Below are 25,822 nucleotides of genomic sequence, written 5' to 3' on the forward strand. Positions count from 1 at the left end.
CCGCGCGACCGTCACGTTGGACGGACGCTCACCTCCCCGCCAGGCGCTTCCATGTGCCCTCAAGGCGATTGGTCGGCCACCGGGTACGGGACGAAGGTGCTGTCGTTCTCGTCGATTCTCAGTCGCCGGCCGAGTGGGGGTGCGGCACGCTGGGGGCAGTCGGTGCGTTCGCAGCTGCGGCAGCCCATGCCGATGGGGGTAGCCGCGGCGGCGTTGCCGAGGTCGAGTCCGTCGGCGTAGACGAGGCGTGCGGCGTGGCGGATCTCGCATCCCAGGCCGATGGCATAGGTCTTGCCGGGTTCGCCCCAGCCTCCGCGGTGGCGGGTCAGGGCCCGTGCCGTCCACAAGTAGCGCTGACCGTCGGGCATTTCGGCGATCTGGACGTGGATGCGGCCGGGGGCCGCGAACGCCTCGTAGACGTTCCACAGAGGGCAGGTGCCACCGGCCCGGGAGAAGTGGAAGTCGGTCGCGGACTGCCGTTTGGACAGGTTGCCGGCCCGGTCGACCCGGACGAAGGAGAAGGGAACTCCGCGCAGCCGCGGGCGCTGGAGGGTGCTCAGACGGTGGCAGACGGTCTCGTAGCCGAGGCCGTACCGGTCGGTGAGGCGTTCGATGTCGTACCGCACCTCCTCCGCCGCCGCGTGGAAGGTGCGGTAGGGCAGGATCAGCGCGGCGGCGAAGTAGTTGGCGATGCCGATCCGGGCCAGCGCGTGCGACGGTGAACCGGCGGGAAAGTCGGTGGCGGCCTGACGGTCGAGTTCGTCGCCGTACTCGAGCAGGGCGAGCTGGGTCGCCAGCCGGAACGCCCGCTGACCGGGTCGCAGACGGCCCGACAGATGGAGAGTGCGGGACGCCTCGTCGTAGTGATGCAGGCGATCGCCGGATTCGGCGGCCGACCGCACGCCGTGCCCGTCGGCGAGCCGCTCGGTGAGCGCCCGCACCACCTCGCCGGGCCGGATGCCGATGTCCTCCGCGAGTCGCTCGGCCGCGAGGTCGGTGTCGTGAAGGTAGTTCTGGCGACGGTAGAAGAAGTCCCGGATCTCCTCGTGGGGCGAGCGGGGTGCCTCCTGCGTGCCGTCCCGGCCGTCCGCGGCTCCGGCGAGCCGCTCGGTGAGGGCCTGGTTGCGACGCCCCAGGTCGAGCAGGAACGCGGCGACCGCGGGCATGCGCGAGGCGAGGTCCGCGAGGTCGGACGCGGACACCCGGTCTTCGGTGATCTCTCCTGCCAGTGCTTCCCGCAGGTCCGCGACCAGCCGGGTCGTGTCGCGCTCCGAGAAGAAGCCGGGGTCGACACCGAAGGCTTCGGTCAGCTTCAGCAGGACCGGCACGGTGAGCGGCCGGGAGTCGTGTTCCATCTGGTTCAGATAGCTGGGCGAGATGCCGAGGACCCGGGCCAGCTCGGCCTGGCTCATCCGGCGCTCCTCACGCAACCGCCTCAGCCGCGCCCCCGCGTAGGTCTTTCCCACCGTGCTCCTCCGTTGCTCCGGACGGCCGTCAGCGTAAGCGAGATCCGCCCATCGCGCCCTTCGCAAACTTGGCAAAAGCGCTCTCGAAGATTCACAGAAGTTGGCATACGTCCACGGTTGTTGGCACTCAGTGCCAGTGCCAGAGTTCCAGTGCGGCCCGCCGGACCTTCAGCGGTCGGCACCCAGAACCGGGCGCGATTCATGCCCTGACGTCGGAGATCCCGGCATCGGTGCCGTCCGCACGACAGCATTGCTCGGCTCCGCTCAGCGACGGGCGGCGAGCCGCACTTCCGAATTAGACACGCAGTGCCACTCCCTCGCTCAGTGACGTCGGGGATTGGCAGACCGGACCATCGAGGGAGACGGTGAAGGCCATGACAGAGCCCAAGACGACTACGGCCGAGGAGCTCACGCGGCGCTGGGCCACCGATTCCCGCTGGCAGGGCATCGAGCGCACGTACAGCGCGCAGGACGTCGTACGGCTGTCCGGCAGCGTCCGTGAGGAGCACACCCTGGCCCGGCGCGGCGCGGAGCGTCTGTGGCGGCAGCTGCACGAGCGGGACTACGTCCACGCGCTCGGCGCCCTGACCGGCGGCCAGGCCGTGCAGCAGGTCAGGGCCGGGCTCCAGGCCATCTATCTGTCCGGCTGGCAGGTCGCCGCCGACGCCAACCAGGCCGGGCACACCTACCCCGACCAGAGTCTCTACCCCGTCAACTCCGTTCCCCAGGTCGTCCGGCGCATCAACAACGCGCTGCTGCGCGCCGACCAGATCGCCACCGCGGAGGGCGGCGCGGACACCACCGACTGGCTGGCCCCGATCGTCGCCGACGCGGAGGCCGGATTCGGCGGCCCGCTCAACGCATTCGAGCTGACCAAGGCGATGATCGCGGCCGGCGCGGCGGGCATCCACTACGAGGACCAACTGGCCTCGGAGAAGAAGTGCGGCCACCTCGGCGGCAAGGTCCTCGTGCCCACCTCCCAGCACATCCGCACCCTCAACGCGGCCCGGCTCGCGGCCGACATCGCCGACGTGCCGACACTCGTCATCGCGCGCACCGACGCGCTGGCCGCCACGCTGCTCACCAGCGATGTGGACGAGCGCGACGCCGAGTTCGTCACCGGCGAGCGCACGGCGGAAGGCTTCTACCGTGTGCGGGGCGGGATGGCGCCGGTCATCGCCCGTGGTCTCGCCTACGCCCCGTACGCCGACCTGATCTGGGTCGAGACCGGCACCCCCGACCTGGCACAGGCCCGCGAGTTCGCCGAGGCCGTCCACGCCCGGTATCCGGACCAGATGCTCGCCTACAACTGCTCGCCGTCCTTCAACTGGAAGGCCGCTCTGGACGACGACCGGATCGCCAAGTTCCAGCGGGAGCTGGGTGCGATGGGATACCGCTTCCAGTTCATCACGCTGGCCGGGTTCCACTCCCTCAACCACGGCATGTTCGACCTGGCCCGTGGCTACGCCGAGCACGGTATGACCGCCTATGTCGACCTCCAGGAACGGGAGTTCGCCGCGCAGAAGCACGGCTTCACCGCCGTCAGGCACCAACGCGAGGTCGGCACCGGCTACTTCGACCTGGTCTCCACGGCCGTCAACCCGGCCTCCTCCACGACCGCCCTGGCCGGCTCCACGGAGGAGGAGCAGTTCCACTAGGCCCCGCAAGGTCGCCCGCGCGCACCCTCCCATGACCGGGCGGAAGCCGGGCGACCGTCCCGTCCGGCTCCCGTTCCGCTCCCCCTCCCCCCTCCCCCCGATCAGGAGATCCTGATGTCCACCAGCGCACCGACCCGCCCCGTCCGCGTCCTCGCGGCACCGGGCGACCGGCACCACGAGATCCTCACCCCCGCCGCCCTGGACTTCCTCGGCCGTCTCGCCGACGCCTTCGTCGGACGTCGCCAGGAACTCCTGAAGGAACGCAGGCGGCAGGCCATACGGCTCGCGGCCGGAGCCCCGCTCGACGTCCCCCTCGCCACCGCCGCCGTCCGTGCCGACCTCACCTGGCGGGTGGCCGCGCCGGCTCCCGGACTGACCGACCGCCGCGTGGAGATCACCGGGCCGCCCGACCGCCGTACGACCGTCGACGCGCTCAACTCCGGAGCCCGGGTGTGGATGGCGGACTTCGAGGACGCCACCTCACCCACCTGGGACAACGTCATCGGCGGTCAGCTCAACCTGCTCGATGCCATCGACCGCCGGATCGACTTCACCGCCGAGGAGGGCAAGGAGTACCGGCTGGGCGAACGGCTCGCCACCATCATGGTGCGCCCGCGCGGCTGGCACCTGACGGAGGAGCACCTGGAGTTCGACGGCCGACCCGTGCCCGCCTCCCTCGTCGACTTCGGCCTGTACTTCTCGCCGAAGTGTGCGCGCGGGCCGGGCTGGACACCGTCGTGTGCGAGGTGGACGCGGTCGCCGCCCGCGCCGCACGCGACCGGGTGGCGGCCTCGTTGGACCGCGCGGTGGAGCGCGGCAAGCTGGCGCGAGCCGCGGCACGGGACGCGCTCGACCGGTTGGTCTTCTCCGGCAGCCTCGAAGACCTGGCCGACCGGCAGCTCGTCGTCGAGGCCGTCGTGGAGAACGTCGACGCCAAGACGGAGATCTTCACCGCGCTGGACAAGATCGTCGAGTCCCCGGACGCGGTCCTGGCGAGCAACACCTCCTCCCTGCCCGTCATGCGCCTCGGCAGGGCGACCCGCCGCGCCGACCGCGTCCTCGGCCTGCACTTCTTCAACCCCGTGCCCGTGCTGCCGCTGGTGGAGGTCGTGACCTCCCTGCACACAGCCCCCGAAACGGTCGGCGCCGTCGAGGACTTCGCCACCCGGACCCTGGGCAAGACCGTCATCCGCTCCCAGGACCGCGCCGGCTTCGTCGTCAACGCCCTGCTCATCCCCTACCTGCTGTCGGCCGTCCGCATGACGGAGTCCGGCTTCGCCTCCGCCGCCGACGTCGACACGGGTATGGAACTGGGCTGCGCCCACCCCATGGGCCCGCTGAAACTGGCCGACCTGATCGGCCTCGACACCGTCGCCTCGATCGCGGAGTCCCTGTACGACGAGTTCAAGGAACCCCTCTACGCGCCGCCCCCGCTGCTCCAGCGGATGGTGGAGGCGGGGCTGCTGGGCCGCAAGACCGGCCGCGGGTTCCACGTGTACGGCCAGGAGTGAGCATCCCGGCGCGACCGGGCCGAGGAGCCCGGACCGTGTGTCCCGGCTCACCGTCCGAATGCCGGACGTGATCCGCCGCGCCGGGTGAGTGCCCCATAGGCTGGCCTGTGCAACTGGTTCGCCCCGTCCGCCAGGCGGGATGCGTCGCAAGAGGGAACCCGGTGGGAATCCGGGACTGCCCCGCAGCGGTGAGTGGGAACGACCGCCGTCATACGCACTGGGTCCGGTGAACAGGACCTGGGAAGCGACGGCCACTAGGTGTCCTCCGTCCGAAGGATGTGCCCGCGAGTCCGAAGACCTGCCCGTTGCCCGCGCGCGACCCCTCGTGCGCGGACATCCCGGTGACCTCGTGGGCGGGTCGGCGTATCTATCGGGCGGACGACCGCGCTGAGCCGCGTGGGGGTCGTTCCCGTCCGGTTCGTCACCCCTTCGCGCCCTCGTCCCGTCCCGGGATCCCAGGGAGATATCTCGCGAAGGAGATTTCCGTGACAGCGAAGTCCGCAGCCGCGGCGGCACGGGCCACCGTGTACGGCTACCCCCGCCAGGGACAGGGCCGGGAGCTGAAGAAGGCGATCGAGGGCTACTGGAAGGGCCGCGTCGACGCCGACGCCCTCCGGGCCACCGCCACCGAACTGCGCCGGACCAACTGGGGGCAGCTGGCCGAGGCCGGCATCCACGAGGTACCCACCGGCGACTTCTCGTACTACGACCACGTCCTGGACACCAGCGTCATGGTCGGCGCGATCCCCGAACGCCACCGCGCCGCCGTCGAGGCCGACGCGTTGGACGGCTACTTCGCGATGGCGCGCGGCACCCAGGACGCGGCGCCGCTGGAGATGACGAAGTGGTTCGACACCAACTACCACTATCTGGTGCCCGAGTTGGGTCCCGACACCGCCTTCACGGCCGATTCCACCCAGCAGGTCGCCGCGTTGGGCCAAGCCCTCGCCCTCGGCCTCACCGCGCGCCCCGTCCTCGTGGGCCCCGTCACCTATCTCCTGCTCGCCAAGCCCGCGCCGGGTGTGGCCGCGGACTTCGATCCGCTGACGCTCCTCGACCGGCTGCTGCCCGTGTACGCCCAAGTCCTCACCGACCTCCGCACGGCCGGCGCCGAGTGGGTGCAGCTCGACGAGCCGGCCCTGGTCCAGGACCGTACGCCCGCCGAGCTGAACGCCGCCGCACGCGCCTACCGCGACCTGGGCGGGCTCACCGACCGCCCGAAGCTGTTGGTCGCCTCGTACTTCGACCGGCTCGGTGACGCGCTGCCCGTGCTCGCCAAGGCTCCGGTGGAGGGCCTGGCGCTCGACTTCACCGAGGCCGCCGCCGCCAACCTGGACGCGCTCGCCGCCGTGGGCGGACTGCCCGGCAAGCGTCTGGTCGCCGGTGTCGTCAACGGGCGCAACATCTGGGTCAACGACCTGGAGAAGTCCCTCGCCACCCTCGGCACCCTGCTCGGACTGGCCGACCGGGTCGACGTGGCCGCCTCCTGCTCGCTGCTGCACGTCCCGCTCGACGCCACCGCCGAGCGGGACATCGAGCCGCAGATCCTGCGCTGGCTCGCCTTCGCCCGCCAGAAGACCGCCGAGATCGTCACCCTCGCCAAGGGCCTCGGGGGCGGCACCGACACCATCGCGGCCGAACTCGCCGCCAACCGGGCCGACCTGGCCTCGCGCGCCGGCTCGGCGCTCACCCACGACCCCGCGGTACGCGCCCGCACCGCGGCCGTCACGGCCACCGACGGCCGCCGCTCCCAGCCCTACCGCGAGCGGGCCGCCGCCCAGCGCGCCCACCTGCGGCTGCCCCTGCTGCCGACCACCACCATCGGCTCCTTCCCGCAGACCACCGAACTGCGCACCGCGCGGGCGGACCTGCGCGCGGGACGGATCGACAGCGCCGGATACGAGGACCGCATCAGGGCCGAGATCGGCGAGGTGATCTCCTTCCAGGAGAAGACCGGCCTCGACGTCCTCGTGCACGGCGAGGCCGAACGCAACGACATGGTCCAGTACTTCGCCGAACAGCTCACCGGGTACCTCGCCACGCAGCACGGCTGGGTCCAGTCCTACGGCACCCGCTACGTACGCCCGCCGATCCTGGCCGGCGACATCTCCCGCCCGGAAGCGATGACGGTGCGCTGGACGACGTACGCCCAGTCCCTCACCACCAAGCCGGTCAAGGGCATGCTCACCGGCCCGGTCACCATGCTCGCCTGGTCCTTCGTCCGTGACGACCAGCCCCTCGCCGACACCGCCCGACAGGTCGCCCTCGCCCTGCGCGACGAGGTGAACGACCTCGAGGCTGCCGGGACTTCGGTCATCCAGGTGGACGAACCCGCGCTGCGCGAGACCCTGCCCCTGCGCGCCTGCGACCATCCGGAGTATCTGGCGTGGGCCACCGAGGCGTTCCGCCTCACCACCGCGGGCGTACGCCCGGACACCCAGATCCACACCCACATGTGCTACGCCGAGTTCGGCGACATCGTCCAGGCCATCGACGACCTCGACGCCGACGTCATCAGCCTGGAGGCCGCCCGCTCCCACATGCAGGTCGCCCGCGAACTCGCCGGACACGGCTACCCGCGCGAGGCCGGACCCGGCGTGTACGACATCCACTCCCCACGCGTACCCGGCGCTGACGAGGCGGCGTCTCTGCTGCGCAGGGGACTTGAGGCCATCCCCGCGGAACGACTGTGGGTCAACCCCGACTGCGGCCTGAAGACCCGCGCCTGGCCCGAGACCCGGGCCTCGCTGGAGAACCTGGTCACCGCGGCCCGGACGGTCCGCACGGAGCTGTCCGCGTCCTGAGCCCGTACGGCGGGCCGGGAGAGCACGCCCACCACTTTCCCGGCCCGCCGGCGACCCACCGCACCACAAGCCCCGCGCCCGCACGGAGGCCGGTGACTCACGGGCGCCAGTACAACGCGGGGTCGGGGTGGTTGGTGAAGCCGAGTTCGCGGTACAGCGGTTCGCCCTCGGCGGAGGCGTACAGGTCCACTCGGGCGACCTCACGTTCCTCGAACCAGTCGAGCAGGCTCCGCATGATCGAGCGGCTGTGACCGCGGCGCCGGTACGACGGGTCGGTGACCACGCCGATCACATGCCCGATCCGGCCGTTGCGCAGATGCGGGCCGGGCAACCGCTGCTCGATGGTGGCGATCCCACAGGCGGCCAGGCCACGGTCGCCGTCGCTGTCACCGTCCCGGTCACCGTCACCGTCCACCACGAGGATGCGCACGGCATCCGCGGTCAGCTGTTCCTTCAGCACCACGGCCAGGGCGTCCAGCCAGTCGTCGTCCGCCGACGCGGGGCTGAAGAAGTGACCGCCGAGGTTCTCGAACAGCAGGGCCCGCAGACGTACGAGCTCCACCAGGTCGTACTCCACCGCCTGCCGCACGGCCGGCCCGTTTCCTTTGCGTTGTCCCATGCCGACCAGACTGATGTAATGGTCTTATGCACCTCAACCCTTACGGCGAGGATGCCGTGAACCTGGCCGCCGATCTGGCCAACCGACGCCCGGCCGGCGCCGAGGAGCTCGCGGACCGCTGCCGCGCCGCCGGGCTGGTACTGGAGAGCCCGGCCACTCCCCAGGACCTCGACCGCGCCCAGGACGCGCTGGAGGCGTGGGAGAAGGTCGTCGATGCCACCGACGAACACGAGCGCGCCGAGCTGGTCAACCGGATGCTGGCGGCGGCCGCCGCCCACCCCCGGATGACCAACCACGCCGGCAGCGGCTGGCATCTGCACTTCCGCGACGACCGGCAGACACTCGGCTCCGTACTGTTCTCACTCATCGCCGTGGGCACCGCACTGCACCTGACCGGACGGGGCATGCACCGCCTCCGACGCTGCGCCGTGAGCGAGTGCACCACGATCTTCGCCGACACCTCCCGCACCGGACGTCGGCGGTACTGCTCCGCACGCTGCGCCAACCGCGACGCGGTACGCCGCCACCGGGCACGCGGCGTTTGACGAGCGTCAGGAGCCGCCCCTATCCCCCACGTGGCCAGTAGAGCATCCTCAGGGATGAAGTCCGGAAGAACGCGGCCCCAGAGCCTATTCGGTAGAGTTGGAGAGACACCGTGTTTTACTACGTGCTCAAATACGTGCTTCTGGGTCCACTGTTGAGGCTGGTGTTCCGGCCTCGGATCGAGGGCCTTGAGCACATACCGGCGTCGGGTCCCGCCATCGTGGCCGGCAACCATCTCTCGTTCTCGGACCACTTCCTGATGCCCGCGATCCTGAAGCGGCGGATCACCTTCCTGGCGAAGGCCGAGTACTTCACGGGGCCCGGTATCAAGGGACGGCTGACGGCCGCCTTCTTCCGCAGCGCCGGGCAGATCCCGGTGGACCGCTCCGGCAAGGACGCGGGCCAGGCCGCGATCCGCGAGGGACTGGGCGTGCTGCGCAGGGACGAACTGCTCGGCATCTACCCGGAGGGGACGCGTTCGCACGACGGGCGCCTCTACAAGGGCAAGGTCGGCGTCGCGGTCATGGCGCTGAAGGCCGGGGTTCCGGTCATCCCCTGTGCCATGATCGGCACCTTCGAGGCGCAGCCGCCGGGCCAGAAGATCCCGAGCCTCCACCCCGTGGTGATCCGCTTCGGGAAGCCCCTCGACTTCTCCCGCTACGCCGGGATGGAGAACGAGAAGGCCATCCTGCGCGCCGTCACCGACGAGATCATGTACGCCATCCTCACCCTCTCCGAGCAGGAGTACGTCGACCGGTACGCGGCCGTCGTCAAGGCGGAGGAGGCGGCCGAGGTCTCGGCCCAGGCCCGCAAGTTCCCCCGGATACCGTTGAGTTGACAGACGCGCGACAGGCAAAAGGGGCGGCCGGGGATCCGGCCGCCCCTCTGTGCGTGGGGTGTTACGGGGTCGGCGTGGCGTGCGGGGTGCACGTCACATCGGCCGCGTCCGTCTTGCCCGTGAGCAAGTAGGAGTCCACCCGGGTGTTGATGCACGGGTTGACCAGGCCGGTCACACCGTGCGAGCCCGCACCGTTCTCGGTGATCAGGCGGGAGCCCTTGAAGCGCTTGTGCAGTTCGACGGCGCCGGGGTACGGAGTGGCGGCGTCACGCGTGGACTGCACGATCAGGACGGCGGGCAGGCCCTTGCCGGTCTTGACGTTCACCGGGGTCTGCTGCTTGACCGGCCAGGTCGCGCAGGGCAGGTTCATCCACGCGTTGGCCCACGTCATGAACGGGTAGCTCTTGTGGAGCTTCGTGTTGTCCTTGTCCCACTTCGACCAGCTGGTGGGCCACTTGGCGTCGGTGCACTCGACGGCCGTGTAGACGGCGTTGCCGTTCTCCGAGGCGATGTTGCCCGCGGTGTCGGACATGTCGGGGGCGGCGGCGTCGACGAGTGCCTGGGTGTCACCGGCGACGTACTTGCTGAACGCCGTGGCGACCGGCACCCACGACGAGTCGTAGTACGGGGCGCTCTGGAAGAAGGAGATCAGTTCGGCGGGGCCGACGACGCCACCGAGCGGGCTCTTCTTCGCGGTGGCCCGCAGCTTCAGCCACTGGTCCTGGACCTTGGCGCGGGTGTCGCCGAGGTGGAAGGCGGTGTCGTTCTTGGCGACCCAGTCCTCCCAGTCCTTCCAGCGGCCTTCGAAGGCGATGTCCTGCTCCAGGTTGGCCTGGTACCAGATGTTCTCCTTCGCCGGGTTGACGACACTGTCGACGACCATGCGACGGACGTGGCCCGGGAACAGGGTGCCGTAGACGGCGCCGAGGTAGGTGCCGTAGGAGACGCCCAGGTAGTTGAGCTTCTTCTCACCGAGTCCGGCCCTGATGACATCCAGGTCGCGGGCGGTGTTGGGCGTGGTCATCTGCGCCAGCATCGCCTTGCCGCTGCGCTTGGCGCAGCCGTCCGCGTACGCGGCGGCGAGCTTGCGCTGGACGCGCTTGTCGGCCTCGGAGTCCGGGACCGGGTCGGCCTTGGGCGCCTTCACGAACTCCTGAGGGTCGATGCAGGAGATCGGGGCGGAGTGGCCGACACCGCGCGGGTCGAAGCCCACGAAGTCGTACGCCTTCGAGGTGTTCACCCACAGGGGGTTCTTGGTGGTGACGCGGCGCGGGAAGCGCATGCCCGAACCGCCGGGGCCACCCGGGTTGTAGACGAGCGCGCCCTGGCGCTCCGCCTTGGTCCCGGTGTTCCCGATGCGGTCGACGGCGAGCTTGATCTGCTTGCCGTAGGGGTGGGCGTAGTCGAGCGGGACGGAGACCCAGCCGCACTGGATCGGCTTCTCGAAGCCCCAGTCCGCAGGGCAGTCCTGCCAGTTGATCCCGGCCTTCGCGGCCCGGGCGGCGGCGATCGCCGCGCCGCGGGCCTCGCGGTCCTGACCGTGACGCGAGTCGGCGGTGGCCGACGGCGCCGCGACGGCTCCGGCTATCAGGGTCGCCGTGACGAGTGCTCCGGCCGAAGCGAACGCGGTCAGGCGTCTCGTCGGTCTCTTAGCCCTCAAGTGGGACCTCCCCGTACATCGTTGCGATTGGTACGGGGATCCTTTCTGCTGTGAGGTCCCTGAGAACAGGGGTGACCGGCCTTCTTTACCATTCCGATAACCGGAGTACCAAGTCCCGTTGAGCGGAGAGTACTTGTCGACTTATCGGTCGAGTGCGCGCAATGCCTCGTCCAGTACCCGCCGCAGTCGCAGCGCGTCCGGCGCCAGGGCGCTCACCAAGGCCGCGGGGCCGGCGAGCGGCATGACGGCCGCGTACTCCTCCAACAGCCGCGCCTGCGGCGGCTCGCTCTCGAACTCCGGTCGTACGACGACGAGTTGACCCAGCGCCCGATGCCCGCCGAGCCCCGCGGGACCGTCCCAGCCGCCGGGTGCCCCGGGGCCGCACGACAGCTCCTGGTCCAGCAGCGGCCGTCCGTCGAGCCGTACGGTAAGACGACTGGTGAGCCGTCCGGGTTGCTCGCCGACGCGCCCGAGTACCTGCTCCTCCCGGAAGACGAGGCGAGCGCCCGACCGGAGCTCGACGCGCGAGGACACGTACAGGTCGCTCCCCTGGGCGGAGATCAACTGCTCGGGCAGCCAGCGCAGTTCACCCCCGCCGGACACGTCGAGCCGCACGTCGTAACGGGCCTCGCCCTTGGCCTGTCCCGGCAGGGCGATGGTCGCGGCGGCCGATCCGACGTGCAGCCGGGCCCCCTCCCCCACCTCCGCCTCCACGGCGAGTCGGTCACCGCCGAGCGGCCCGCTCATCGCCCCGACGAGCATGACGCGTGCCTCGTCCCCGCTCGCCCGGGTGCGCCGCAGGGCGAGCGGCCCCTCTCCCTCCAGCACGGGCAGCGCGGTACCGCCGCGCCCGTCGGCCCGTGCCCCGATCCGTGCGGTGGCCCGCACTCCCGCTGTGGTCATGCCGTCCACGCGGCCAGCCGTTCCCGCACCCAGTCGGCGACGGCCGTCACCCCGGCCTCGGTCCGCAGCGACTGGAAGACGACGGGCAGCTCATCGCGCTGCGCCTTGGCGTCGGCGGCCATCCGCCCCAGGTCGGACCCCACGTACGGCGCGAGGTCGGTCTTGTTGACGACGAGCAGGTCGGCGGTGGTGACACCGGGCCCGCCCTTGCGCGGAATGTCGTCCCCGCCCGCCACGTCGATGACGAAGACCTGCGCGTCCACGAGTCCCTTGGAGAACGTCGCGGTGAGGTTGTCGCCCCCGGACTCGACGAGGATGAGGTCCAAGGGGCCCACCTCGTCCTCCAGGTCCTCCACCGCTTCGAGGTTCGCGGAGATGTCGTCCCGGATCGCGGTGTGCGGGCACGCCCCCGTCTCCACGGCGGTGATCCGCTCCGGGGGGAGCACGGCCTCCCGCAGCAGGAACTCGGCGTCCTCCCGGGTGTAGATGTCGTTCGTGACGACCGCGAGCGACAGCTCGTCCCGCAGCGCCCGGCAGAGCGCGGCGACGGTCGCCGTCTTCCCGGACCCGACGGGGCCGCCGAGCCCGATGCGCAGAGCGCGCCGCGCGCCGTCGGGCCGTCGGGCGTCGGCGCTGACGGCCAAGGCCCCGTCGTGGGAGTGATCGTGGTCGAGATGCATGATGGCGGCTCCAAAGTGTTGTTCAGCCCGGGCCGGCACCAACCAGCCCGTCCGGCGTTTGAGGACGAGGCCGTTCAGGCCGATCGGGGGTCTGGGGGCGGAGCCCCCAGGGGACGGGAACGGGGGGCGATCCACCTACGACGCGAAGAGCCGTACAGCCCAAGCGGCATGCGCCTGCGCACTGATCTCCAGCAACGGCGCCGACGCCGAGGGCAACGCGTCGACCCCACCGTCGACCACGTTCCGCGCCGCGTCGGCCGCCGCACGCGCCACGACGTCCAGCTCCGGCGCGAGCCGGGCCAGCACCCCGGTGGCATCGAACGGATCAAGGCTCAGCAACCGCACGGTCGCGGTCGCCGGACCACTGACGCTCTCGTACGCGGAGCAGTACGCGGCGTCCTCGGGTCCGAGCCCGGCGGCCCGCGCCGTCAGCCCCAGTACGACCGGCTGATGCGCTCCCTTGGGAAAGGCCCGTGCCAGCGCGTCCAGTTCCCGGGACGGCCAGGTCGCCCGAGCCGCCCGCATCAGCTGCCGTCCGAGCCGCCTCGCGGCGACCCGCAGAGCCGGCGAGGGCGTGCGCGCGTCCGCGGCAGAGTCCAGCAGCGCCGGATCGACCCCGAGCGCGGCCGCCGCGGCCAGGGCGGCCGATACCAGCCCCGCCGTGTTGAGGCGCCCCCGGCAGAAGTCCTCCAGGCTCGCCGCCCCGCTGATCCGCCCGGCCTTGACCGCCGCCTCGGCCCCGCCGGAGTGGGCGTGCCCTCCGGCGGGGAAGCGGCCGTCGGCCAGAACGAGTAGTGCCGCGCGGGACATCAGAAGAGGAAGTAACGCTGGGCCATGGGCAGTTCGGAGGCCGGGGTGGCCTCGACCAGCTCCCCGTCGATGTGCACGGCGAAGCTGTCGGGATCGACCCGTACCCGCGGCCGGGCGTCGTTCTCCCGCATGTCGGCCTTGGTCACCCCACGCGTCGACTCGATCGCCACGAACCGCTTCCCCAGCGAGAGCCGCTCCGGCAGTCCGTCCTCGATGGCGAGCGGCGCCACGAAGTTGAACGAGTTCGAGGCGGGTGCCCGTCCGATCGCCCCGAACATCGGCCGGGGCAGGATCGGCTGCGGTGTCGGGATGGACGCGTTGGCGTCGCCCATCTGCGCGTACGCGATCTGCCCGCCCTTGATGACGAGCTGCGGCTTGACCCCGAAGAACGCGGGCTCCCACAGCACGAGGTCGGCCAGCTTGCCGGTCTCGACGGAGCCGATCTCGCGGGCGAGGCCCTGCGCGAGCGCCGGGTTGATCGTGTACTTGGCGACATAGCGACGTACGCGGTGGTTGTCCGCGCGCCCGTCACCGGGGAGGGCGCCGCGCCGCCGCTTCATCACGTGGGCCGTCTGCCAGGTCCGCATGATGACCTCGCCGACCCGGCCCATCGCCTGCGCGTCGGACGAGATGATCGAGATGGCGCCCAGGTCGTGCAGGATGTCCTCGGCCCCGATGGTGGAGGGCCGGATGCGGGACTCGGCGAAGGCCAGGTCCTCCGGGACGGCCGCGTTGAGGTGGTGGCAGACCATCAGCATGTCGAGGTGTTCCTCGGCGGTGTTGACGGTGTACGGCCGGGTCGGGTTGGTGGAGCTGGGCAGTATGTGCGGCTCGGAGACCACGGTCATGATGTCCGGCGCGTGCCCGCCGCCCGCACCCTCGGTGTGGTAGGCGTGGATGCCGCGGCCGGCGATCGCGGCGAGCGTGTCGCCGACGAACCCGGCCTCGTTCAGGGTGTCCGTGTGGATGGCGACCTGGATACCGGTGCGGTCGGCGACGGTCAGCGCGGCGTCGATGACGGCGGGCGTGGAGCCCCAGTCCTCGTGCAGCTTGAGACCGAGCGCCCCGCCCCGGATCTGCGACAGCATCGCGTCGCGCGAGACGGTGTTGCCCTTGCCGAGCAGACCGAAGTTGAGCGGGTACTGCTCCATCGCCTCCAGCATCCGGGCGAGGTGCCAGGGGCCGGGAGTGACCGTCGTCGCCTTCGAACCCTCGGCGGGACCGGTGCCGCCGCCGACCAGCGTGGTGATGCCGGAGGCGAGCGCCTCGTCGGCGATCTGCGGACAGATCAGGTGGACGTGCGCGTCGATGGCACCCGCGGTGACGATCCGTCCGTTGCCCGCGATGATCTCGGTCTCGGGGCCGATGACGAGGTCGGGGTGGACCCCGTCCATGGTGTCCGGGTTACCGGCCTTGCCGATGCCGGTGATCCGGCCGTCGCGGATGCCGACGTCGGCCTTGACGATCCCCCAGTGGTCGACGATCACGACACCCGTGATGACCGTGTCCGGAGTGCCTTCCGCGCGCGTGGCGCGCGACTGGCCCATGGATTCGCGGATGACCTTGCCGCCGCCGAAGACGGCCTCGTCACCGGCGAGCCCGGGGCCGCCGGAACGGTCCTCCTCGATCTCGATCAGCAGGTCGGTGTCGGCGAGTCGGATGCGGTCGCCGGTGGTGGGGCCGAACAGGTCGGCGTACGCGGCGCGCGAGAGCTCAGGCATCGAGGGCACCTCCGGTCTCCCCGCGCAGGCCGGGCACGACACGGGCGCCGGTGAGCGGAACGAGTTCGACGTCGACGGGGATCCCGGGCTCGAAGCGCACGGCGGTGCCGGCGGCGACGTTGAGCCGCTTGCCGCGCGCCGCGGCGCGGTCGAAGTCCAGACCGGGATTGGCCTCGGCGAAGTGGTAGTGGGAGCCGACCTGGACGGGCCGGTCGGCGGCGTTGAGAACGGTCAGCCGGGTGACCTCGCGGCCCTCGTTGAAGACGACGGGTCCGTCGGCGAACAGGATCTCTCCGGGAATCATGGCTCTCGCTCCCCCCGTCAGACGATCGGGTCGTGGACGGTGACGAGCTTGGTGCCGTCCGGGAAGGTCGCCTCGACCTGAACGTCGTGGATCATCTCGGGGATGCCCTCCATGACGTCGTCCCGGGTGAGGATCTTGCGTCCGGAGGACATCAGCTCGGCGACCGTACGGCCGTCGCGCGCGCCTTCGAGGATGTGCGACGTGATGAGGGCGACCGCCTCGGGGTGGTTCAGTTTGAGCCCGCGGGCCCGTCGCTTCTCGGCCACGTCGGCGGCCACATGGATCAGCAGCCTCTCTTGCTCGTGCGGGGTCAGTTGCACGGCGTCCCACCTCACAGTCCTCGCTCCGGACCGTGCGGGGTCCGGTGGCCGCAGCCACCAAAACCCCTGGTGGCGTGGATGGGCACGCTAGTTGGCCGTCGTTTCGAGGACGTTAACCGGGCTGTGATCCACGCATGACCGACGTGGCGGCCCCCGGGCCGTCGTCGAGGCCGCCGCCCTGGACGAGGCCATGGGTCGGACCGTATACGGCGCGATGGCCGCCCGCCTTCGACGCGGCCGTCACCGTCGCCGTCGCCACCGAAGGGACCCTACGAGGCGCCGTGCCCCCGGTGCTCCGCCGCGATGCCGAAGCGCTGGCGCTCACGCGGGGCGGACGCGACCTCGCGGACGCTGGAGAGGGAGCTGACCACCTGCTCGTCGGCGGACTCCGGGAGTTCCTCGAGCCGCTCCAGGTCGGCGGCGGAGACCAGGGCGACGAGGGGCTTGCCGTGCCGTGTCACAACGACGCGCTCGCCCCCGTACACCACCCGGTTGATCAGATCGGCGAGCTCAGCCCTGGCTTGCGTCACCGGAATCTCGTAGGCCATGCCCACCAGCTTAGACCGGGCCCCCGGCACCCCCACAGAGCGGACGATCTCGTTCAGCTCCACCGAAATCGTTCCGTTCCCACGATCAGGCGACCCTCTCCACCGGCGGCGCACGGGGATTTTCGCTGTCAGCCGAGCACCCTTCCGCCGCTCTGTACGTCCTGTACATTTTTTACAGAACCCTTCACAGGAGGCGCGTGCCATGAATGAACCGTCCGCCCGTCATGTCCTGCCCGAGTTCACCGAGCGGACGAGCACGGGGCACCGGACCCTGGATCCGTACTCGAAGCTGCTCGACGAGCGGATCGTGTTCCTCGGGACGCCGATCGACGACACCTCGGCGAACGACGTGATGGCGCAGTTCATGCACCTCGAATACCTGGCGCCGGACCAGGACATCGCGCTGTACATCAACTCCCCCGGCGGCTCGTTCAGTGCGATGACGGCGATCTACGACACGATGCAGTTCGTCAGCTGCGACGTGGAGACCACCTGCCTGGGGCAGGCCGCGTCGGCCGCCGCCGTGCTGCTGGCCGGCGGCGCGCCGGGCAAGCGGTTCGCGCTGCCGGGGGCCCGGGTGCTGATCCACCAGCCGTCACTTCCCGAGCCGGTACAGGGACAGGCGAGCGATCTGGCCCTCCAGGCCGAGGAGTTGATGCGCACTCGGAGGCTGCTGGAGGACATGCTCGTACGGCACACGGGGCAGAGTCCTGAACAGGTCGCCGCCGACATCGAGCGGGACAAGATCCTGGACGCTCAGGCCGCGTTGGCGTACGGACTGGTGGACGGGATCATCCCCAGCCGCAAGACCTCGCGCACCGCGCCCGGTGCGAGGAACGCCACACCCGACGCGAGGTGATCCGCCGATGGTGCCCGAACTGCCCCCGCTGCCCGCACTGACACGAGCCGAGGCCGAGCTGATCGACCGTTACCTCGACGTGGTCGACCTGTTGGGCCGTATCAACCCGGCCAGGCCCGGAGACACCTACCGTGGTCTGCGTGCCGCCCAGGCGCTGGTCGCCAAGGCCACCGAGCTGCGGGACGCCCTCGCGCTGATGCACCAGCGCGGCGAGAGCGAGGTGCACGCGCCGACGTTGGCGCAGGCCCTGCGCGTCCTCGACGGTGAGCGGCGGGCGGCCCGCGTCACCCTGCCCCCCGACGCCGACAATTGACACATCCGCACCCCGGGTCGCCGTGCGCGCCGAGTCGGCGGGGCGTCCGGCCCGGGGTTCAAACGGACCAGATGGCGTACCCCCTGATGGAGTAGTCGCAGGCCCCTTCGGGGAACCGAAAAAGTTGCACAACGCGCGTAGCCCAGAGGCGGAATGAGACGCTCCGGTGCTGGTGGGCGCGTCGTCGGCGTCCCCAACATCGCCCGAACAGAGGGTGGTCCACCCGAACGGGTGAGTGGTGAGTAACCCCACAAATCGCCGGTTCCGCTCGGATTTTCCGACCGCTATGCGTGAAGATCCCTTCCGACGACAAGCCCCCGCCACAGCGGCGGGGCGGTCCGGGCGGACGCCGAGTCCTGCCGCTGCCCGGATGACCGGTCGACAGAAGTGCATCGGCAGGAGTGGAGGACCCAGCAAGACGGGTCGCCGGAGAGATCCGGGCGGTCCTTGGGGTGAAGCCGCGCAAGCGGCCGGGCTACTTCGCCAGCCCGAATCCGACAGGTCATCCTTCACAGGCGGCTGACGAAGGGTTGCGCATGACTGCGCTCAATCGTGTCCCGTCGCTGTGGACCCGGGCCGGTACGGCCTCGGCGCTCACCCTCGCCGCCGTGGGCGGCAGCCTCGTGGTTCCAGGCGTCGCATCCGACGCCGAAGCGGCCACGTTGGCGACGAAGGCACTTCAGGTCGCGGCTTCCAAGAAGGGCTCCCCGTACCAGTACGGCGCCGCCGGGCCACGCCGCTTCGACTGCTCCGGGCTCACGCTCTACTCGTACAAGAAGGCGGGCAAGACGCTGCCTCGTACGGCCGCGGCGCAGTACAACAAGACGCACCACATCTCCGCGTCCCACCGCAAGGCCGGAGACCTGGTGTTCTTCCACTCGGGCCGGAACGTGTACCACGTCGGCATCTACGCCGGGAAGGGAAAGATCTGGCACTCCCCGAAGACAGGGGAGGTCGTGAAGTTGCAGAAGATCTGGACGAAGAGCGTCTGGTACGGCCGGGTCAGCTGACCTGCCCGAGGGGGTGCCGCCGGACGGCACCCCCTCGGGGTTCCACCCCCGGGCGTGAAAAGCGGACGAACCGGTTAATCGTTCAGCATGGCTGAGCGACCTTCCTCCGAGGAGCGGAACGAGACGCCCCTCGAGCGCGCCGATCGCAACTTCGGCGAACTGCTCCAGGAGCTGCGCGTCACGCAGACCGGTGTGCAGATCCTCTTCGCGTTCCTGCTGACGCTGGCGTTCACCCCGCGCTTCCCGTCCCTCGACACGGTGCAGCGCGCCACGTACGTCACCACCCTCCTGCTGGCCGTGCTGGCCGCCGCGCTCTTCACGGCGCCGGCCGCGCTGCACAGGTCGCTCTTCCGGCAGGGCGCGAAGCCGACCATCGTGCGGGTCTCCTCCGTCCTTGCCACGGTCGGGATGGGCGTGCTCATGCTGGCGCTGACGGGATCGGTGCTGCTCGTCGTGGACGTGGCGCTGGGACGCGCCGCCGGGATCGCCTCGGGCGCGGGCACCCTGCTCGTCTGTGTGGCGCTGTGGGGCCTCCTGCCCGGCCTGGTGCACCGTGCCGTCGTCAGCGGAGCGACGGCTCCGAAAGAAGCACCGGACCGAGAACCGTGAGCACGCTCACCGTCCGACTCCCCGCGGGCACGAACCGCGGCAGCCGGCTGAGGAAGGAGATCGGCGCCTTCGGGTCGACCACGTGGGTGACGGACCCCTGCCGCGGCGAGCGGTTCGTCCCGGCTGACGCCGGCCGACCGGCCGGACGGCGCGGTCGTGCCGGAGAGGGTGGGCTGGACGGCGGCGGCTCCGGTGGGGGCGCGGTCACTGTGACCGGGAGATCCGCGCCGTACGATCTCCGTCGTCCGTCGGACCGGGGGCCGGTCGGCGCCGACGGCCGAGGCCTTCCGGGCCCCGCCGCGAGGCGCCGGACGGGGCGGACACGACAACTGAGCCACTCCTCAAGGCTCTTGTGGGCCGCCGGCCGTCACCGGCTGGGCCGGCACCGTCCAGGGCAGCTCGATGGCGACCGTTTTGCCGCCCTCGCGGGTGGGCCGGACGACGAGTCTGCCGCCGCATTCGGCGGTCAGCCAGCGGATGATCACCATGCCGCGCCCGTTGTCCTGCTGGACGGCGGCGGGCAGACGTTTGGGAAAGCGCGGATGGCTGTCGGTGACGCCGATCCGCAGGTGTTCGTCTCGGTCGAGGCGGACGTCCACCGTGAAGGTGGGCGACTGTCCGAAAGTGTGTTGGACGGCGTTGGTGGCTAGTTCTGACACGATCAGGCGTACGGTGTCCGCGACTTCGGCGTCGCACGGCAGGCCCCATTCGGCCAACACATCGGCGACGAAATTCCGGGCCGCGGAGACCGAGGCGGGATCGCTCGGCAGAGTGACGGATGCTTCCTGGTGATCTGCCATGGCGACGTCGTCCCTTTCCCACGGGACCGGAGTCCGACACGGAGCGGATGGTTCGAGTACGGTCCCGGACTGGTGCTTCGCGCCAGACTGCCATCACCGGGCCGGTCACGGGTGCGATCCACCGAGATATGCATATATCTGTCGCTCGATGCGGTGAACTCTGCGACGGCGGAGCGTATTTGGGCGGCTCGGAAGGAGTAAGGAGTACGGCCATGCAGCACGGTCCCGCGGTGCGCCGCCGCAAGCTCGGTGCCGAACTGCGCGCGCTGCGCGCCGATGCGGGTCTCACCAGTGGTGAGGCGGCCCGTCTCGTCGGCTGGCACCAGTCGAAGGTGAGCCGGATCGAGACCGGTATCAGTGGGGTGAAACCGGCCGACGTGGAGCGCCTGTTGGACGCCTACGCCGTCACGGAGCCCGAGTTACGGGAGCTCCTGGTCGGCCTCGCGGGCTCCGAGGGCAACGGTCGCCATCACTGGTGGCACGCCTACCGCGGGGTTCTGCCCCCCACGTACCGCGACTTCATCAGTCTGGAGTCCCAGGCCAGCGGCATGCGCACGCTGGAGACCTCGGTGGTACCCGGACTGCTCCAGACACCCGAGTACGCACGGGAGGTGACTCGGGTCGCCGTCGGCGGCCTGGAGGACGGCAAGCTCGACGCGCTCGTCGAGGTGCGCCTCGCCCGGCAGGACGTCCTGCGTTCGAATCCGCCGCTGGAACTGACCGCGGTCCTGGACGAGGCCGTGTTAAGACGCGAGGTCGGCGGCCCGAAGGTGATGGCCCGGCAACTGGAGCGTCTGCGGGAGGCCGCCGCCCTGCCTCAAGTGCGGCTTCAGGTCCTGCCGTTCGCCGCGGGAGCCCATATCGGCGTCACCGGGCCTTTCGTTATCTTCTCATTTCCGAACACAACTGATCTGGATGTGGTTGTTCTCGACCACTTGACGAGTAGCCTCTATCTCGAACGGAAAGAAGACCTTCAGGCCTACACCGAGGCCTTCAACGCCCTTCAGTTCCACGCCCTTTCGCCCGAGGACTCGTTGGACTACATCGCCGGGATAGGTGACGGCGCGTAAGGAGGCACCCCCCATGACCGCACTGCCTCGGTACATACCTTCCAGTACTTCACTCCGCGACGTGCGATGGCTGCGCAGCAGCCGCAGTACGGGTATGAACAACTGCGTCGAGACGGCCCGACCCGGCCCAGGGCCCTGGGCCGGACTGGTCGCCGTGCGCGATTCCAAGAACAAGGCGGGCCCCGCCCTGCTCTTCACTCCCGCCAGTTGGGAGGGCTTTGTCGCCGGACTGAACTGATCACGCCGACGGCGTGCTCGATCTGCGCGTCGGTGAGGTCCGCGCGGGCGGTCAGCCGCAGCCGTGAGATGCCGTCCGGCACGGACGGCGGGCGGAAACAGCCGACGGCGAGTCCCGCCGCACGGCAGTCGGCGGCCCATCGCACGGCCTGTTCGGGGGACGGCGCGCGCACGGAGACCACGGCGGCGTCAGGTCGTACGGCTTCCAGGCCCTCGGCGGTCAGCCGGGTGTGCAGCGCCGTCGCCACCTCACGCGCCCGGGCGGCGCGCTCCGGCTCACGGCGCAACAGCCTGAGCGCCGCGAGAGCCGCGCCCGCCGCCGCGGGCGCGAGACCCGTGTCGAAGATGAAGGTGCGCGCCGCGTTGACCAGGTGGTCGATGACCGGGGCGGGGCCGAGGACGGCTCCGCCCTGGCTGCCGAACGACTTGGAGAGCGTGGCGGTCACGACCACGTCCGGGGCGCCCGCGAGCCCCGCGGCCTGCGGGGCGCCCCGGCCGCCGTCGCCCAGGACGCCCAGCCCGTGCGCGTCGTCGACGAGCAGCGCCGCGCCGTGCTCGCGGCAGGCGGTGGCGAGTTCGGCCAGCGGGGCCGCGTCGCCGTCCACCGAGAAGACCGTGTCGGACACGGCGACGGCGGGACCCTCGTGCGTGCCCAGCGCCTTGCGCACGGCGTCGGGGTCGGCGTGCGCCACGACCTGGGTCGCGCCCCGGGCGAGCCGGCAGCCGTCGATGAGGGAGGCGTGGTTGCCCGCGTCCGAGACGACCAGCGAGCCGTGCGGCGCGAGCGTGGTCACGGCGGCGAGATTGGCCGCGTAGCCGGAGGAGAAGACGAGCGCGGACTCGAAGCCGCAGAAGTCCGCGAGCTCGCGTTCGAGCTCCCCATGAAGTTCGGTCGTGCCGGAGACGAGCCGCGAGCCGGTCGCACCGGCGCCCCAGCGGCGCGCGGCCTGGGCGGCGGCCGCCGTGATCTCGGGGTGGTGGGCCAGCCCGAGGTAGTCGTTGCTCGCCAGATCGAGAAGGGGTGAGTCGGCGGCGCGGGGGCGCAGGGTGCGGACGAGTCCGGCCTGTAGGCGCTGGTGCGCCTGCTCGTCGATCCACGCGAACGGCGATCCGGCCATGCTGGTGCCTCCGGGCCCTGGGAGTGGTCGTGAGGGGGTCATGAAGGTGGTCGTTTTGTAGGCAGTGCACAGACCCTAGCGGGGCGACGCGGCGCCCATGATGTGGCAATACCCACACGTCGAAGCGTCTCTGTTGTGCAAACTCTCCTTGGCCGCAGCGGCTCGCATACGTCAGGATCGGATCTCATGGACCTGCTGAACACGCTGGTGGACAAGGGGCTTCGGCGCGAGCTGCCGACCCGTGACGAGGCGCTGGCCGTGCTGGCCACGTCCGACGACGACGTGCTCGACGTGGTGGCCGCGGCCGGAAAAGTCCGCCGGCACTGGTTCGGCCGTCGAGTGAAACTCAACTATCTGGTCAATCTGAAGTCCGGTCTGTGCCCCGAGGACTGCTCGTACTGCTCGCAGCGCCTCGGCTCCAAGGCCGACATCCTCAAGTACACCTGGCTCAAGCCGGACCAGGCCTCGCAGGCCGCGGCGGCCGGGCTCGCCGGGGGCGCCAAGCGGGTCTGCCTGGTGGCCAGCGGCCGCGGACCGACGGACCGTGACGTGGACCGGGTCTCCGACACCATCAAGGCGATCAAGGACCAGAACGAGGACGTCGAGGTGTGCGCCTGCCTGGGCCTGCTCTCCGACGGCCAGGCCGAGCGGTTGCGCGAGGCGGGAGCGGACGCCTACAACCACAACCTGAACACGTCCGAGGGGACGTACGGGGACATCACGACCACGCACACGTACGCCGACCGGGTGGACACGGTCCAGAAGGCGCACGCGGCCGGTCTGTCGGCCTGCTCGGGTCTGATCGCGGGCATGGGCGAGTCGGACGAGGACCTCGTCGACGTCGTCTACTCGCTGCGCGAGCTCGACCCGGACTCCGTTCCGGTGAACTTCCTGATCCCCTTCGAGGGCACCCCGCTCGCCAAGGAGTGGAACCTCACCCCGCAGCGGTGCCTGCGCATCCTGGCCATGGTCCGTTTCGTCTGCCCGGACGTGGAGGTCCGCATCGCGGGCGGCCGCGAGGTCCACCTGCGGACGATGCAGCCGCTCGCCCTGAACCTGGCCAACTCGATCTTCCTCGGCGACTACCTCACCAGCGAGGGCCAGGCGGGCAAGGCCGACCTGGAGATGATCGCGGACGCCGGGTTCGAGGTGGAGGGCGCGGGCGAGGTGACCCTGCCCGAGCACCGCTTGACGGCGGGCGCGGGCTGCGGTGCGCACGCCGAGGCCGGATGCGGTGCGCACGCGGACGCGGACGCCGGGTGCGGCTCGCACGAGGGCGGTGGCGTCTGCGGTTCCGTGAAGGTGCAGGCCGAGCAGGAGCAGCCCGCCGAAGCGCGTACGGATCTCGTCGCCGTACGCCGCCGGGGTGCCGGAACGGACCTCGCCCCCAATGCCTGACCCGTCCGAGCCGTCCACGCTGCCCGTGCGGGAACTGCTGGAGTTGGACCGGCGGCATGTCTGGCACCCGTACGGCCCCATGCCCGGCCGCCAGGAACCGCTCGTCGTGGAGTCGGCGAGCGGGGTACGCCTGCGGCTGGCGGACGGCTCGGGCGAGCTGGTCGACGGCATGTCGTCCTGGTGGTCGGCCATTCACGGCTACAACCACCCGGTCCTCAACGACGCGGCGCGCGACCAGCTGGAGCGCATGAGCCATGTCATGTTCGGCGGGCTCACGCACGAGCCCGCCGTGCGGCTGGCGAAGCGACTTGTCGACATCACGCCCCAGGGCCTGGAACACGTCTTCCTCGCCGACTCCGGATCGGTGTCGGTCGAGGTCGCCGTCAAGATGTGCCTCCAGCACTGGCGCTCGCTCGGCCGCCCGGGCAAGCAGCGGCTGCTGACCTGGCGCGGCGGCTACCACGGGGACACCTGGCAGCCGATGTCGGTGTGCGACCCCGAGGGAGGGATGCACGAGCTGTGGCAGGGCGTGCTCCAGCGCCAGGTGTTCGCCGACGCCCCACCGGTCGCGTACGAGGAGTCGTACGCCGACCGGCTGCGCGAGCTGATCGGGCGGCACGCCGACGAGCTCGCCGCGGTGATCGTGGAGCCGGTGGTACAGGGCGCGGGCGGGATGCGGTTCCACTCCCCCGCGTATCTGCGGGTGCTGCGGGAGGCGTGCGACGCCCACGACGTGCTTCTCGTCCTCGACGAGATCGCGACCGGCTTCGGCCGAACGGGCGCTCTCTTCGCGGCGGAGCACGCCGGTATCACGCCGGACGTGATGTGCGTCGGCAAGGCGCTGACCGGCGGCTATATGACGATGGCGGCGACGCTCTGCACGGCGCGGGTGGCCGAGGGCATCTCACGCGGTGAGGTCCCGGTGCTGGCTCACGGCCCGACCTTCATGGGCAATCCGCTCGCCGCCGCGGTGGCCTGCGCCTCGATCGACCTGCTGCTCGGACAGGACTGGCAGACCGAGGTCAAGCGGATCGAGGCGGGTCTGCGGGACGGCCTGGCGGAGGCGTCCTCGCTGCCGGGTGTCCGGGACGTACGTGTCCTGGGCGCGATCGGCGTCGTCCAGCTCGACCACGAGGTCGACATGAAGGCGGCCACGGCGGCGGCCGTGCGCGAGGGCGTGTGGCTGCGCCCGTTCCGCGACCTCGTCTACACGATGCCGCCGTACGTCACGGGTGACGTGGACGTGGCACGGATCGCGCGCGCGGTGTGCGCGGCGGCACGGGAGGGATGACATGGCGGTTCTGGTGATCACGGGGACGGGCACGGAGGTCGGCAAGACGGTCACGACGGCCGCCGTCGCCGCCACGGCCCTCGCGGCCGGACGCTCCGTGGCCGTACTCAAGCCGGCGCAGACGGGTGTACGCCCGGACGAGCGCGGGGACGCCGACGAGGTGGCCCGGCTCGCGGGCGCCGTGACCACGCTCGAACTCGCCCGCTATCCGGAGCCGTTGGCTCCCGCGACGGCCGCGCGGCGGGCCTCCCTGCCCCCGGTGAGCCCGGTCGCGGTGGCGAAGGCGGCGGCCGAACTGGCCACCGATCACGACCTCGTGCTGGTGGAGGGAGCGGGTGGTCTCCTCGTCCGCTTCGACGACGAGGGCGGCACGCTGGCGGACGCGGCGAGCCTGCTGGACGCGCCGGTGCTGGTGGTGGCGTCAGCGGGCCTCGGCACCCTGAACACCACCGAGCTGACGGCTCGTGAACTGCGGCGCCGTGGGCTGGACTTGGCGGGAGTCGTCATCGGCAGCTGGCCCGACTCCCCCGACCTGGCGTCACGGTGCAACCTCGCGGACCTGCCGGTCGTGGCGGAGGCTCCGCTGCTGGGAGCACTGCCCGCGGGGGCGGGGTCGTACGACGTCACCGCCTTCCGTGCGGAGGCGCCGGGCTGGCTGGCGCCGCGGCTCGGGGGAAGCTGGGACACGCACACTTTCCATTCGACGCAGGCAGCAGGCGCCCCCTAGGGGCG

Annotated in this window: 26 protein-coding genes, 1 pseudogene and 2 riboswitches; of the genes and pseudogenes, 15 read left to right on the plus strand and 12 right to left on the minus strand. The window is 70.9% G+C overall.

What is annotated here, in order from left to right; genetic code table 11:
* Positions 1-59: 59 nt before the first annotated feature.
* On the minus strand, positions 60-1,466 hold the full coding sequence (locus FNV62_RS10955) for a short-chain fatty acyl-CoA regulator family protein (RefSeq protein WP_097283738.1): 1,407 nt from the start codon (positions 1,464-1,466) through the stop codon (positions 60-62).
* Between the two features lie 374 nt (positions 1,467-1,840).
* On the opposite strand from FNV62_RS10955, the gene aceA reads away from it, so the two are divergent.
* The 4 genes and pseudogenes from aceA to metE all read left to right on the plus strand — a co-directional run bounded on the left by aceA (position 1,841) and on the right by metE (position 7,439).
* Positions 1,841-3,124 carry an isocitrate lyase gene (gene aceA, locus FNV62_RS10960; protein ID WP_097283739.1) on the plus strand — a complete coding sequence of 428 codons (1,284 nt, stop codon included), beginning with the start codon at positions 1,841-1,843 and terminating at the stop codon, positions 3,122-3,124.
* A 114-nt stretch (positions 3,125-3,238) separates the two neighbouring features.
* Positions 3,239-3,823: pseudogene (locus FNV62_RS10965) on the plus strand (malate synthase A); the annotation flags it as partial.
* Positions 3,745-4,635 carry a 3-hydroxybutyryl-CoA dehydrogenase gene (locus tag FNV62_RS10970; RefSeq protein ID WP_143651999.1) on the plus strand — a complete coding sequence of 297 codons (891 nt, stop codon included), beginning with the start codon at positions 3,745-3,747 and terminating at the stop codon, positions 4,633-4,635. The pseudogene FNV62_RS10965 and the gene FNV62_RS10970, both read left to right, overlap by 79 nt.
* A gap of 97 nt (positions 4,636-4,732) precedes the next feature.
* A riboswitch (cobalamin riboswitch) is annotated at positions 4,733-4,956 on the plus strand.
* A gap of 164 nt (positions 4,957-5,120) precedes the next feature.
* The gene (gene metE / locus FNV62_RS10975; protein ID WP_144315152.1) at positions 5,121-7,439 is read left to right on the plus strand and encodes a 5-methyltetrahydropteroyltriglutamate--homocysteine S-methyltransferase; all 2,319 of its coding nucleotides are present in this window, start codon (positions 5,121-5,123) and stop codon (positions 7,437-7,439) included.
* 97 nt (positions 7,440-7,536) lie between these two features.
* Here the strand turns inward: metE and FNV62_RS10980 are convergent, their stop codons facing one another.
* Entirely contained in the window at positions 7,537-8,058 is a 522-nt protein-coding gene (locus FNV62_RS10980) for a GNAT family N-acetyltransferase (RefSeq protein WP_143607505.1), read from the minus strand.
* Positions 8,059-8,084: 26 nt separating this feature from the next.
* On the opposite strand from FNV62_RS10980, the gene FNV62_RS10985 reads away from it, so the two are divergent.
* Both FNV62_RS10985 and FNV62_RS10990 read left to right on the plus strand, forming a co-directional pair.
* Positions 8,085-8,603, plus strand: a complete 519-nt coding sequence (locus FNV62_RS10985; protein ID WP_054228973.1) for a CGNR zinc finger domain-containing protein — start codon at positions 8,085-8,087, stop codon at positions 8,601-8,603.
* A gap of 110 nt (positions 8,604-8,713) precedes the next feature.
* The gene (locus FNV62_RS10990; protein ID WP_054228974.1) at positions 8,714-9,439 is read left to right on the plus strand and encodes a lysophospholipid acyltransferase family protein; all 726 of its coding nucleotides are present in this window, start codon (positions 8,714-8,716) and stop codon (positions 9,437-9,439) included.
* A 61-nt stretch (positions 9,440-9,500) separates the two neighbouring features.
* On the opposite strand, the gene FNV62_RS10995 is transcribed toward FNV62_RS10990, so the two are convergent.
* The 8 genes from FNV62_RS10995 to FNV62_RS11030 all read right to left on the minus strand — a co-directional run bounded on the left by FNV62_RS10995 (position 9,501) and on the right by FNV62_RS11030 (position 16,385).
* Positions 9,501-11,099, minus strand: coding sequence for an alpha/beta hydrolase (locus tag FNV62_RS10995; protein WP_054228975.1), 1,599 nt, complete (start codon positions 11,097-11,099; stop codon positions 9,501-9,503).
* A 141-nt stretch (positions 11,100-11,240) separates the two neighbouring features.
* Positions 11,241-12,002: an urease accessory protein UreD gene (locus tag FNV62_RS11000; RefSeq protein ID WP_054229179.1), complete on the minus strand. Its 762-nt coding sequence runs from the start codon at positions 12,000-12,002 to the stop codon at positions 11,241-11,243.
* A complete protein-coding gene (ureG, locus tag FNV62_RS11005; protein ID WP_054228976.1) occupies positions 11,999-12,682 on the minus strand; it encodes an urease accessory protein UreG in 684 nt (227 codons plus the stop codon). The genes FNV62_RS11000 and ureG overlap by 4 nt, the downstream gene beginning before the upstream one ends.
* Before the next feature lie 135 nt (positions 12,683-12,817).
* On the minus strand, positions 12,818-13,492 hold the full coding sequence (locus FNV62_RS11010; protein WP_143612783.1) for an urease accessory protein UreF: 675 nt from the start codon (positions 13,490-13,492) through the stop codon (positions 12,818-12,820).
* Positions 13,492-15,213 carry an urease subunit alpha gene (locus FNV62_RS11015; RefSeq protein ID WP_054228978.1) on the minus strand — a complete coding sequence of 574 codons (1,722 nt, stop codon included), beginning with the start codon at positions 15,211-15,213 and terminating at the stop codon, positions 13,492-13,494. Before FNV62_RS11015 ends, FNV62_RS11010 begins: the two co-directional genes overlap by 1 nt.
* On the minus strand, positions 15,206-15,517 hold the full coding sequence (locus tag FNV62_RS11020) for an urease subunit beta (protein WP_097283745.1): 312 nt from the start codon (positions 15,515-15,517) through the stop codon (positions 15,206-15,208). Before FNV62_RS11020 ends, FNV62_RS11015 begins: the two co-directional genes overlap by 8 nt.
* 17 nt (positions 15,518-15,534) lie before the next feature.
* On the minus strand, positions 15,535-15,837 hold the full coding sequence (locus tag FNV62_RS11025) for an urease subunit gamma (RefSeq protein WP_054229180.1): 303 nt from the start codon (positions 15,835-15,837) through the stop codon (positions 15,535-15,537).
* Between the two features lie 269 nt (positions 15,838-16,106).
* Positions 16,107-16,385 (minus strand): type II toxin-antitoxin system Phd/YefM family antitoxin, encoded by a 279-nt coding sequence (locus FNV62_RS11030; RefSeq protein ID WP_060902456.1) that lies wholly within the window; start codon positions 16,383-16,385, stop codon positions 16,107-16,109.
* 202 nt (positions 16,386-16,587) lie between these two features.
* Between FNV62_RS11030 and FNV62_RS11035 the strand changes: the two genes are divergently transcribed.
* The 4 genes from FNV62_RS11035 (at position 16,588) to FNV62_RS11050 (ending at position 19,176) form a co-directional block, all read left to right on the plus strand.
* Entirely contained in the window at positions 16,588-17,244 is a 657-nt protein-coding gene (locus tag FNV62_RS11035; RefSeq protein WP_097283746.1) for an ATP-dependent Clp protease proteolytic subunit, read from the plus strand.
* A 7-nt stretch (positions 17,245-17,251) separates the two neighbouring features.
* Positions 17,252-17,557 carry a hypothetical protein gene (locus tag FNV62_RS11040; RefSeq protein WP_054228981.1) on the plus strand — a complete coding sequence of 102 codons (306 nt, stop codon included), beginning with the start codon at positions 17,252-17,254 and terminating at the stop codon, positions 17,555-17,557.
* A gap of 347 nt (positions 17,558-17,904) precedes the next feature.
* Positions 17,905-18,090: riboswitch (cyclic di-AMP (ydaO/yuaA leader) on the plus strand.
* A 3-nt stretch (positions 18,091-18,093) separates the two neighbouring features.
* Positions 18,094-18,567, plus strand: a complete 474-nt coding sequence (locus FNV62_RS11045) for a C40 family peptidase (RefSeq protein ID WP_054228982.1) — start codon at positions 18,094-18,096, stop codon at positions 18,565-18,567.
* Positions 18,568-18,654: 87 nt separating this feature from the next.
* Positions 18,655-19,176 carry a DUF6328 family protein gene (locus FNV62_RS11050; protein ID WP_097283747.1) on the plus strand — a complete coding sequence of 174 codons (522 nt, stop codon included), beginning with the start codon at positions 18,655-18,657 and terminating at the stop codon, positions 19,174-19,176.
* 341 nt (positions 19,177-19,517) lie between these two features.
* Here the strand turns inward: FNV62_RS11050 and FNV62_RS11055 are convergent, their stop codons facing one another.
* Positions 19,518-19,976, minus strand: a complete 459-nt coding sequence (locus tag FNV62_RS11055) for an ATP-binding protein (RefSeq protein WP_054228985.1) — start codon at positions 19,974-19,976, stop codon at positions 19,518-19,520.
* A 212-nt stretch (positions 19,977-20,188) separates the two neighbouring features.
* Here FNV62_RS11055 and FNV62_RS11060 point away from each other — a divergent pair, with 212 nt between their 5' ends.
* Both FNV62_RS11060 and FNV62_RS11065 read left to right on the plus strand, forming a co-directional pair.
* Positions 20,189-21,046: a helix-turn-helix domain-containing protein gene (locus FNV62_RS11060; RefSeq protein WP_097283748.1), complete on the plus strand. Its 858-nt coding sequence runs from the start codon at positions 20,189-20,191 to the stop codon at positions 21,044-21,046.
* A 13-nt stretch (positions 21,047-21,059) separates the two neighbouring features.
* Complete coding sequence (locus tag FNV62_RS11065; protein ID WP_075025332.1) at positions 21,060-21,284, plus strand: DUF397 domain-containing protein; 225 nt, start codon at positions 21,060-21,062, stop codon at positions 21,282-21,284.
* Here the strand turns inward: FNV62_RS11065 and FNV62_RS11070 are convergent.
* Positions 21,241-22,401 (minus strand): 8-amino-7-oxononanoate synthase, encoded by a 1,161-nt coding sequence (locus FNV62_RS11070; protein ID WP_097283749.1) that lies wholly within the window; start codon positions 22,399-22,401, stop codon positions 21,241-21,243. The genes FNV62_RS11065 and FNV62_RS11070 overlap by 44 nt on opposite strands.
* 186 nt (positions 22,402-22,587) lie before the next feature.
* On the opposite strand from FNV62_RS11070, the gene bioB reads away from it, so the two are divergent.
* The 3 genes from bioB to bioD are packed head-to-tail and all read left to right on the plus strand — an operon-like array spanning position 22,588 to position 25,817.
* Positions 22,588-23,799, plus strand: coding sequence for a biotin synthase BioB (bioB, locus tag FNV62_RS11075; RefSeq protein WP_143607510.1), 1,212 nt, complete (start codon positions 22,588-22,590; stop codon positions 23,797-23,799).
* Positions 23,792-25,090, plus strand: coding sequence for an adenosylmethionine--8-amino-7-oxononanoate transaminase (locus tag FNV62_RS11080; RefSeq protein ID WP_054228989.1), 1,299 nt, complete (start codon positions 23,792-23,794; stop codon positions 25,088-25,090). The genes bioB and FNV62_RS11080 overlap by 8 nt, the downstream gene beginning before the upstream one ends.
* Position 25,091: 1 nt before the next feature.
* The gene (bioD, locus tag FNV62_RS11085) at positions 25,092-25,817 is read left to right on the plus strand and encodes a dethiobiotin synthase (protein WP_143612785.1); all 726 of its coding nucleotides are present in this window, start codon (positions 25,092-25,094) and stop codon (positions 25,815-25,817) included.
* Positions 25,818-25,822: the final 5 nt, after the last annotated feature.

The organism is Streptomyces sp. RLB3-17 (assembly GCF_007113425.2).
GTDB lineage: Bacteria > Actinomycetota > Actinomycetes > Streptomycetales > Streptomycetaceae > Streptomyces > Streptomyces mirabilis_D.

Excerpts from the sequence above, each read along its gene's own strand:
- FNV62_RS11070 (WP_097283749.1), bottom strand. The coding sequence starts at position 22,401 with ATGGCCGGATCGCCGTTCGCGTGGATCGACGAGCAGGCGCACCAGCGC.
- FNV62_RS11035 (WP_097283746.1), top strand. The coding sequence starts at position 16,588 with ATGAATGAACCGTCCGCCCGTCATGTCCTGCCCGAGTTCACCGAGCGG.
- FNV62_RS11050 (WP_097283747.1), top strand. The coding sequence starts at position 18,655 with ATGGCTGAGCGACCTTCCTCCGAGGAGCGGAACGAGACGCCCCTCGAG.
- aceA (WP_097283739.1), top strand. The coding sequence starts at position 1,841 with ATGACAGAGCCCAAGACGACTACGGCCGAGGAGCTCACGCGGCGCTGG.
- FNV62_RS11030 (WP_060902456.1), bottom strand. The coding sequence starts at position 16,385 with ATGGCCTACGAGATTCCGGTGACGCAAGCCAGGGCTGAGCTCGCCGAT.
- FNV62_RS11015 (WP_054228978.1), bottom strand. The coding sequence starts at position 15,213 with ATGCCTGAGCTCTCGCGCGCCGCGTACGCCGACCTGTTCGGCCCCACC.
- FNV62_RS11060 (WP_097283748.1), top strand. The coding sequence starts at position 20,189 with ATGCAGCACGGTCCCGCGGTGCGCCGCCGCAAGCTCGGTGCCGAACTG.
- FNV62_RS11055 (WP_054228985.1), bottom strand. The coding sequence starts at position 19,976 with ATGGCAGATCACCAGGAAGCATCCGTCACTCTGCCGAGCGATCCCGCC.
- bioD (WP_143612785.1), top strand. The coding sequence starts at position 25,092 with ATGGCGGTTCTGGTGATCACGGGGACGGGCACGGAGGTCGGCAAGACG.
- FNV62_RS11080 (WP_054228989.1), top strand. The coding sequence starts at position 23,792 with ATGCCTGACCCGTCCGAGCCGTCCACGCTGCCCGTGCGGGAACTGCTG.
- FNV62_RS11020 (WP_097283745.1), bottom strand. The coding sequence starts at position 15,517 with ATGATTCCCGGAGAGATCCTGTTCGCCGACGGACCCGTCGTCTTCAAC.
- FNV62_RS10980 (WP_143607505.1), bottom strand. The coding sequence starts at position 8,058 with ATGGGACAACGCAAAGGAAACGGGCCGGCCGTGCGGCAGGCGGTGGAG.
- FNV62_RS10985 (WP_054228973.1), top strand. The coding sequence starts at position 8,085 with ATGCACCTCAACCCTTACGGCGAGGATGCCGTGAACCTGGCCGCCGAT.
- FNV62_RS11065 (WP_075025332.1), top strand. The coding sequence starts at position 21,060 with ATGACCGCACTGCCTCGGTACATACCTTCCAGTACTTCACTCCGCGAC.
- bioB (WP_143607510.1), top strand. The coding sequence starts at position 22,588 with ATGGACCTGCTGAACACGCTGGTGGACAAGGGGCTTCGGCGCGAGCTG.
- FNV62_RS11000 (WP_054229179.1), bottom strand. The coding sequence starts at position 12,002 with ATGACCACAGCGGGAGTGCGGGCCACCGCACGGATCGGGGCACGGGCC.
- FNV62_RS11045 (WP_054228982.1), top strand. The coding sequence starts at position 18,094 with ATGACTGCGCTCAATCGTGTCCCGTCGCTGTGGACCCGGGCCGGTACG.
- FNV62_RS11010 (WP_143612783.1), bottom strand. The coding sequence starts at position 13,492 with ATGTCCCGCGCGGCACTACTCGTTCTGGCCGACGGCCGCTTCCCCGCC.
- FNV62_RS11040 (WP_054228981.1), top strand. The coding sequence starts at position 17,252 with ATGGTGCCCGAACTGCCCCCGCTGCCCGCACTGACACGAGCCGAGGCC.
- ureG (WP_054228976.1), bottom strand. The coding sequence starts at position 12,682 with ATGCATCTCGACCACGATCACTCCCACGACGGGGCCTTGGCCGTCAGC.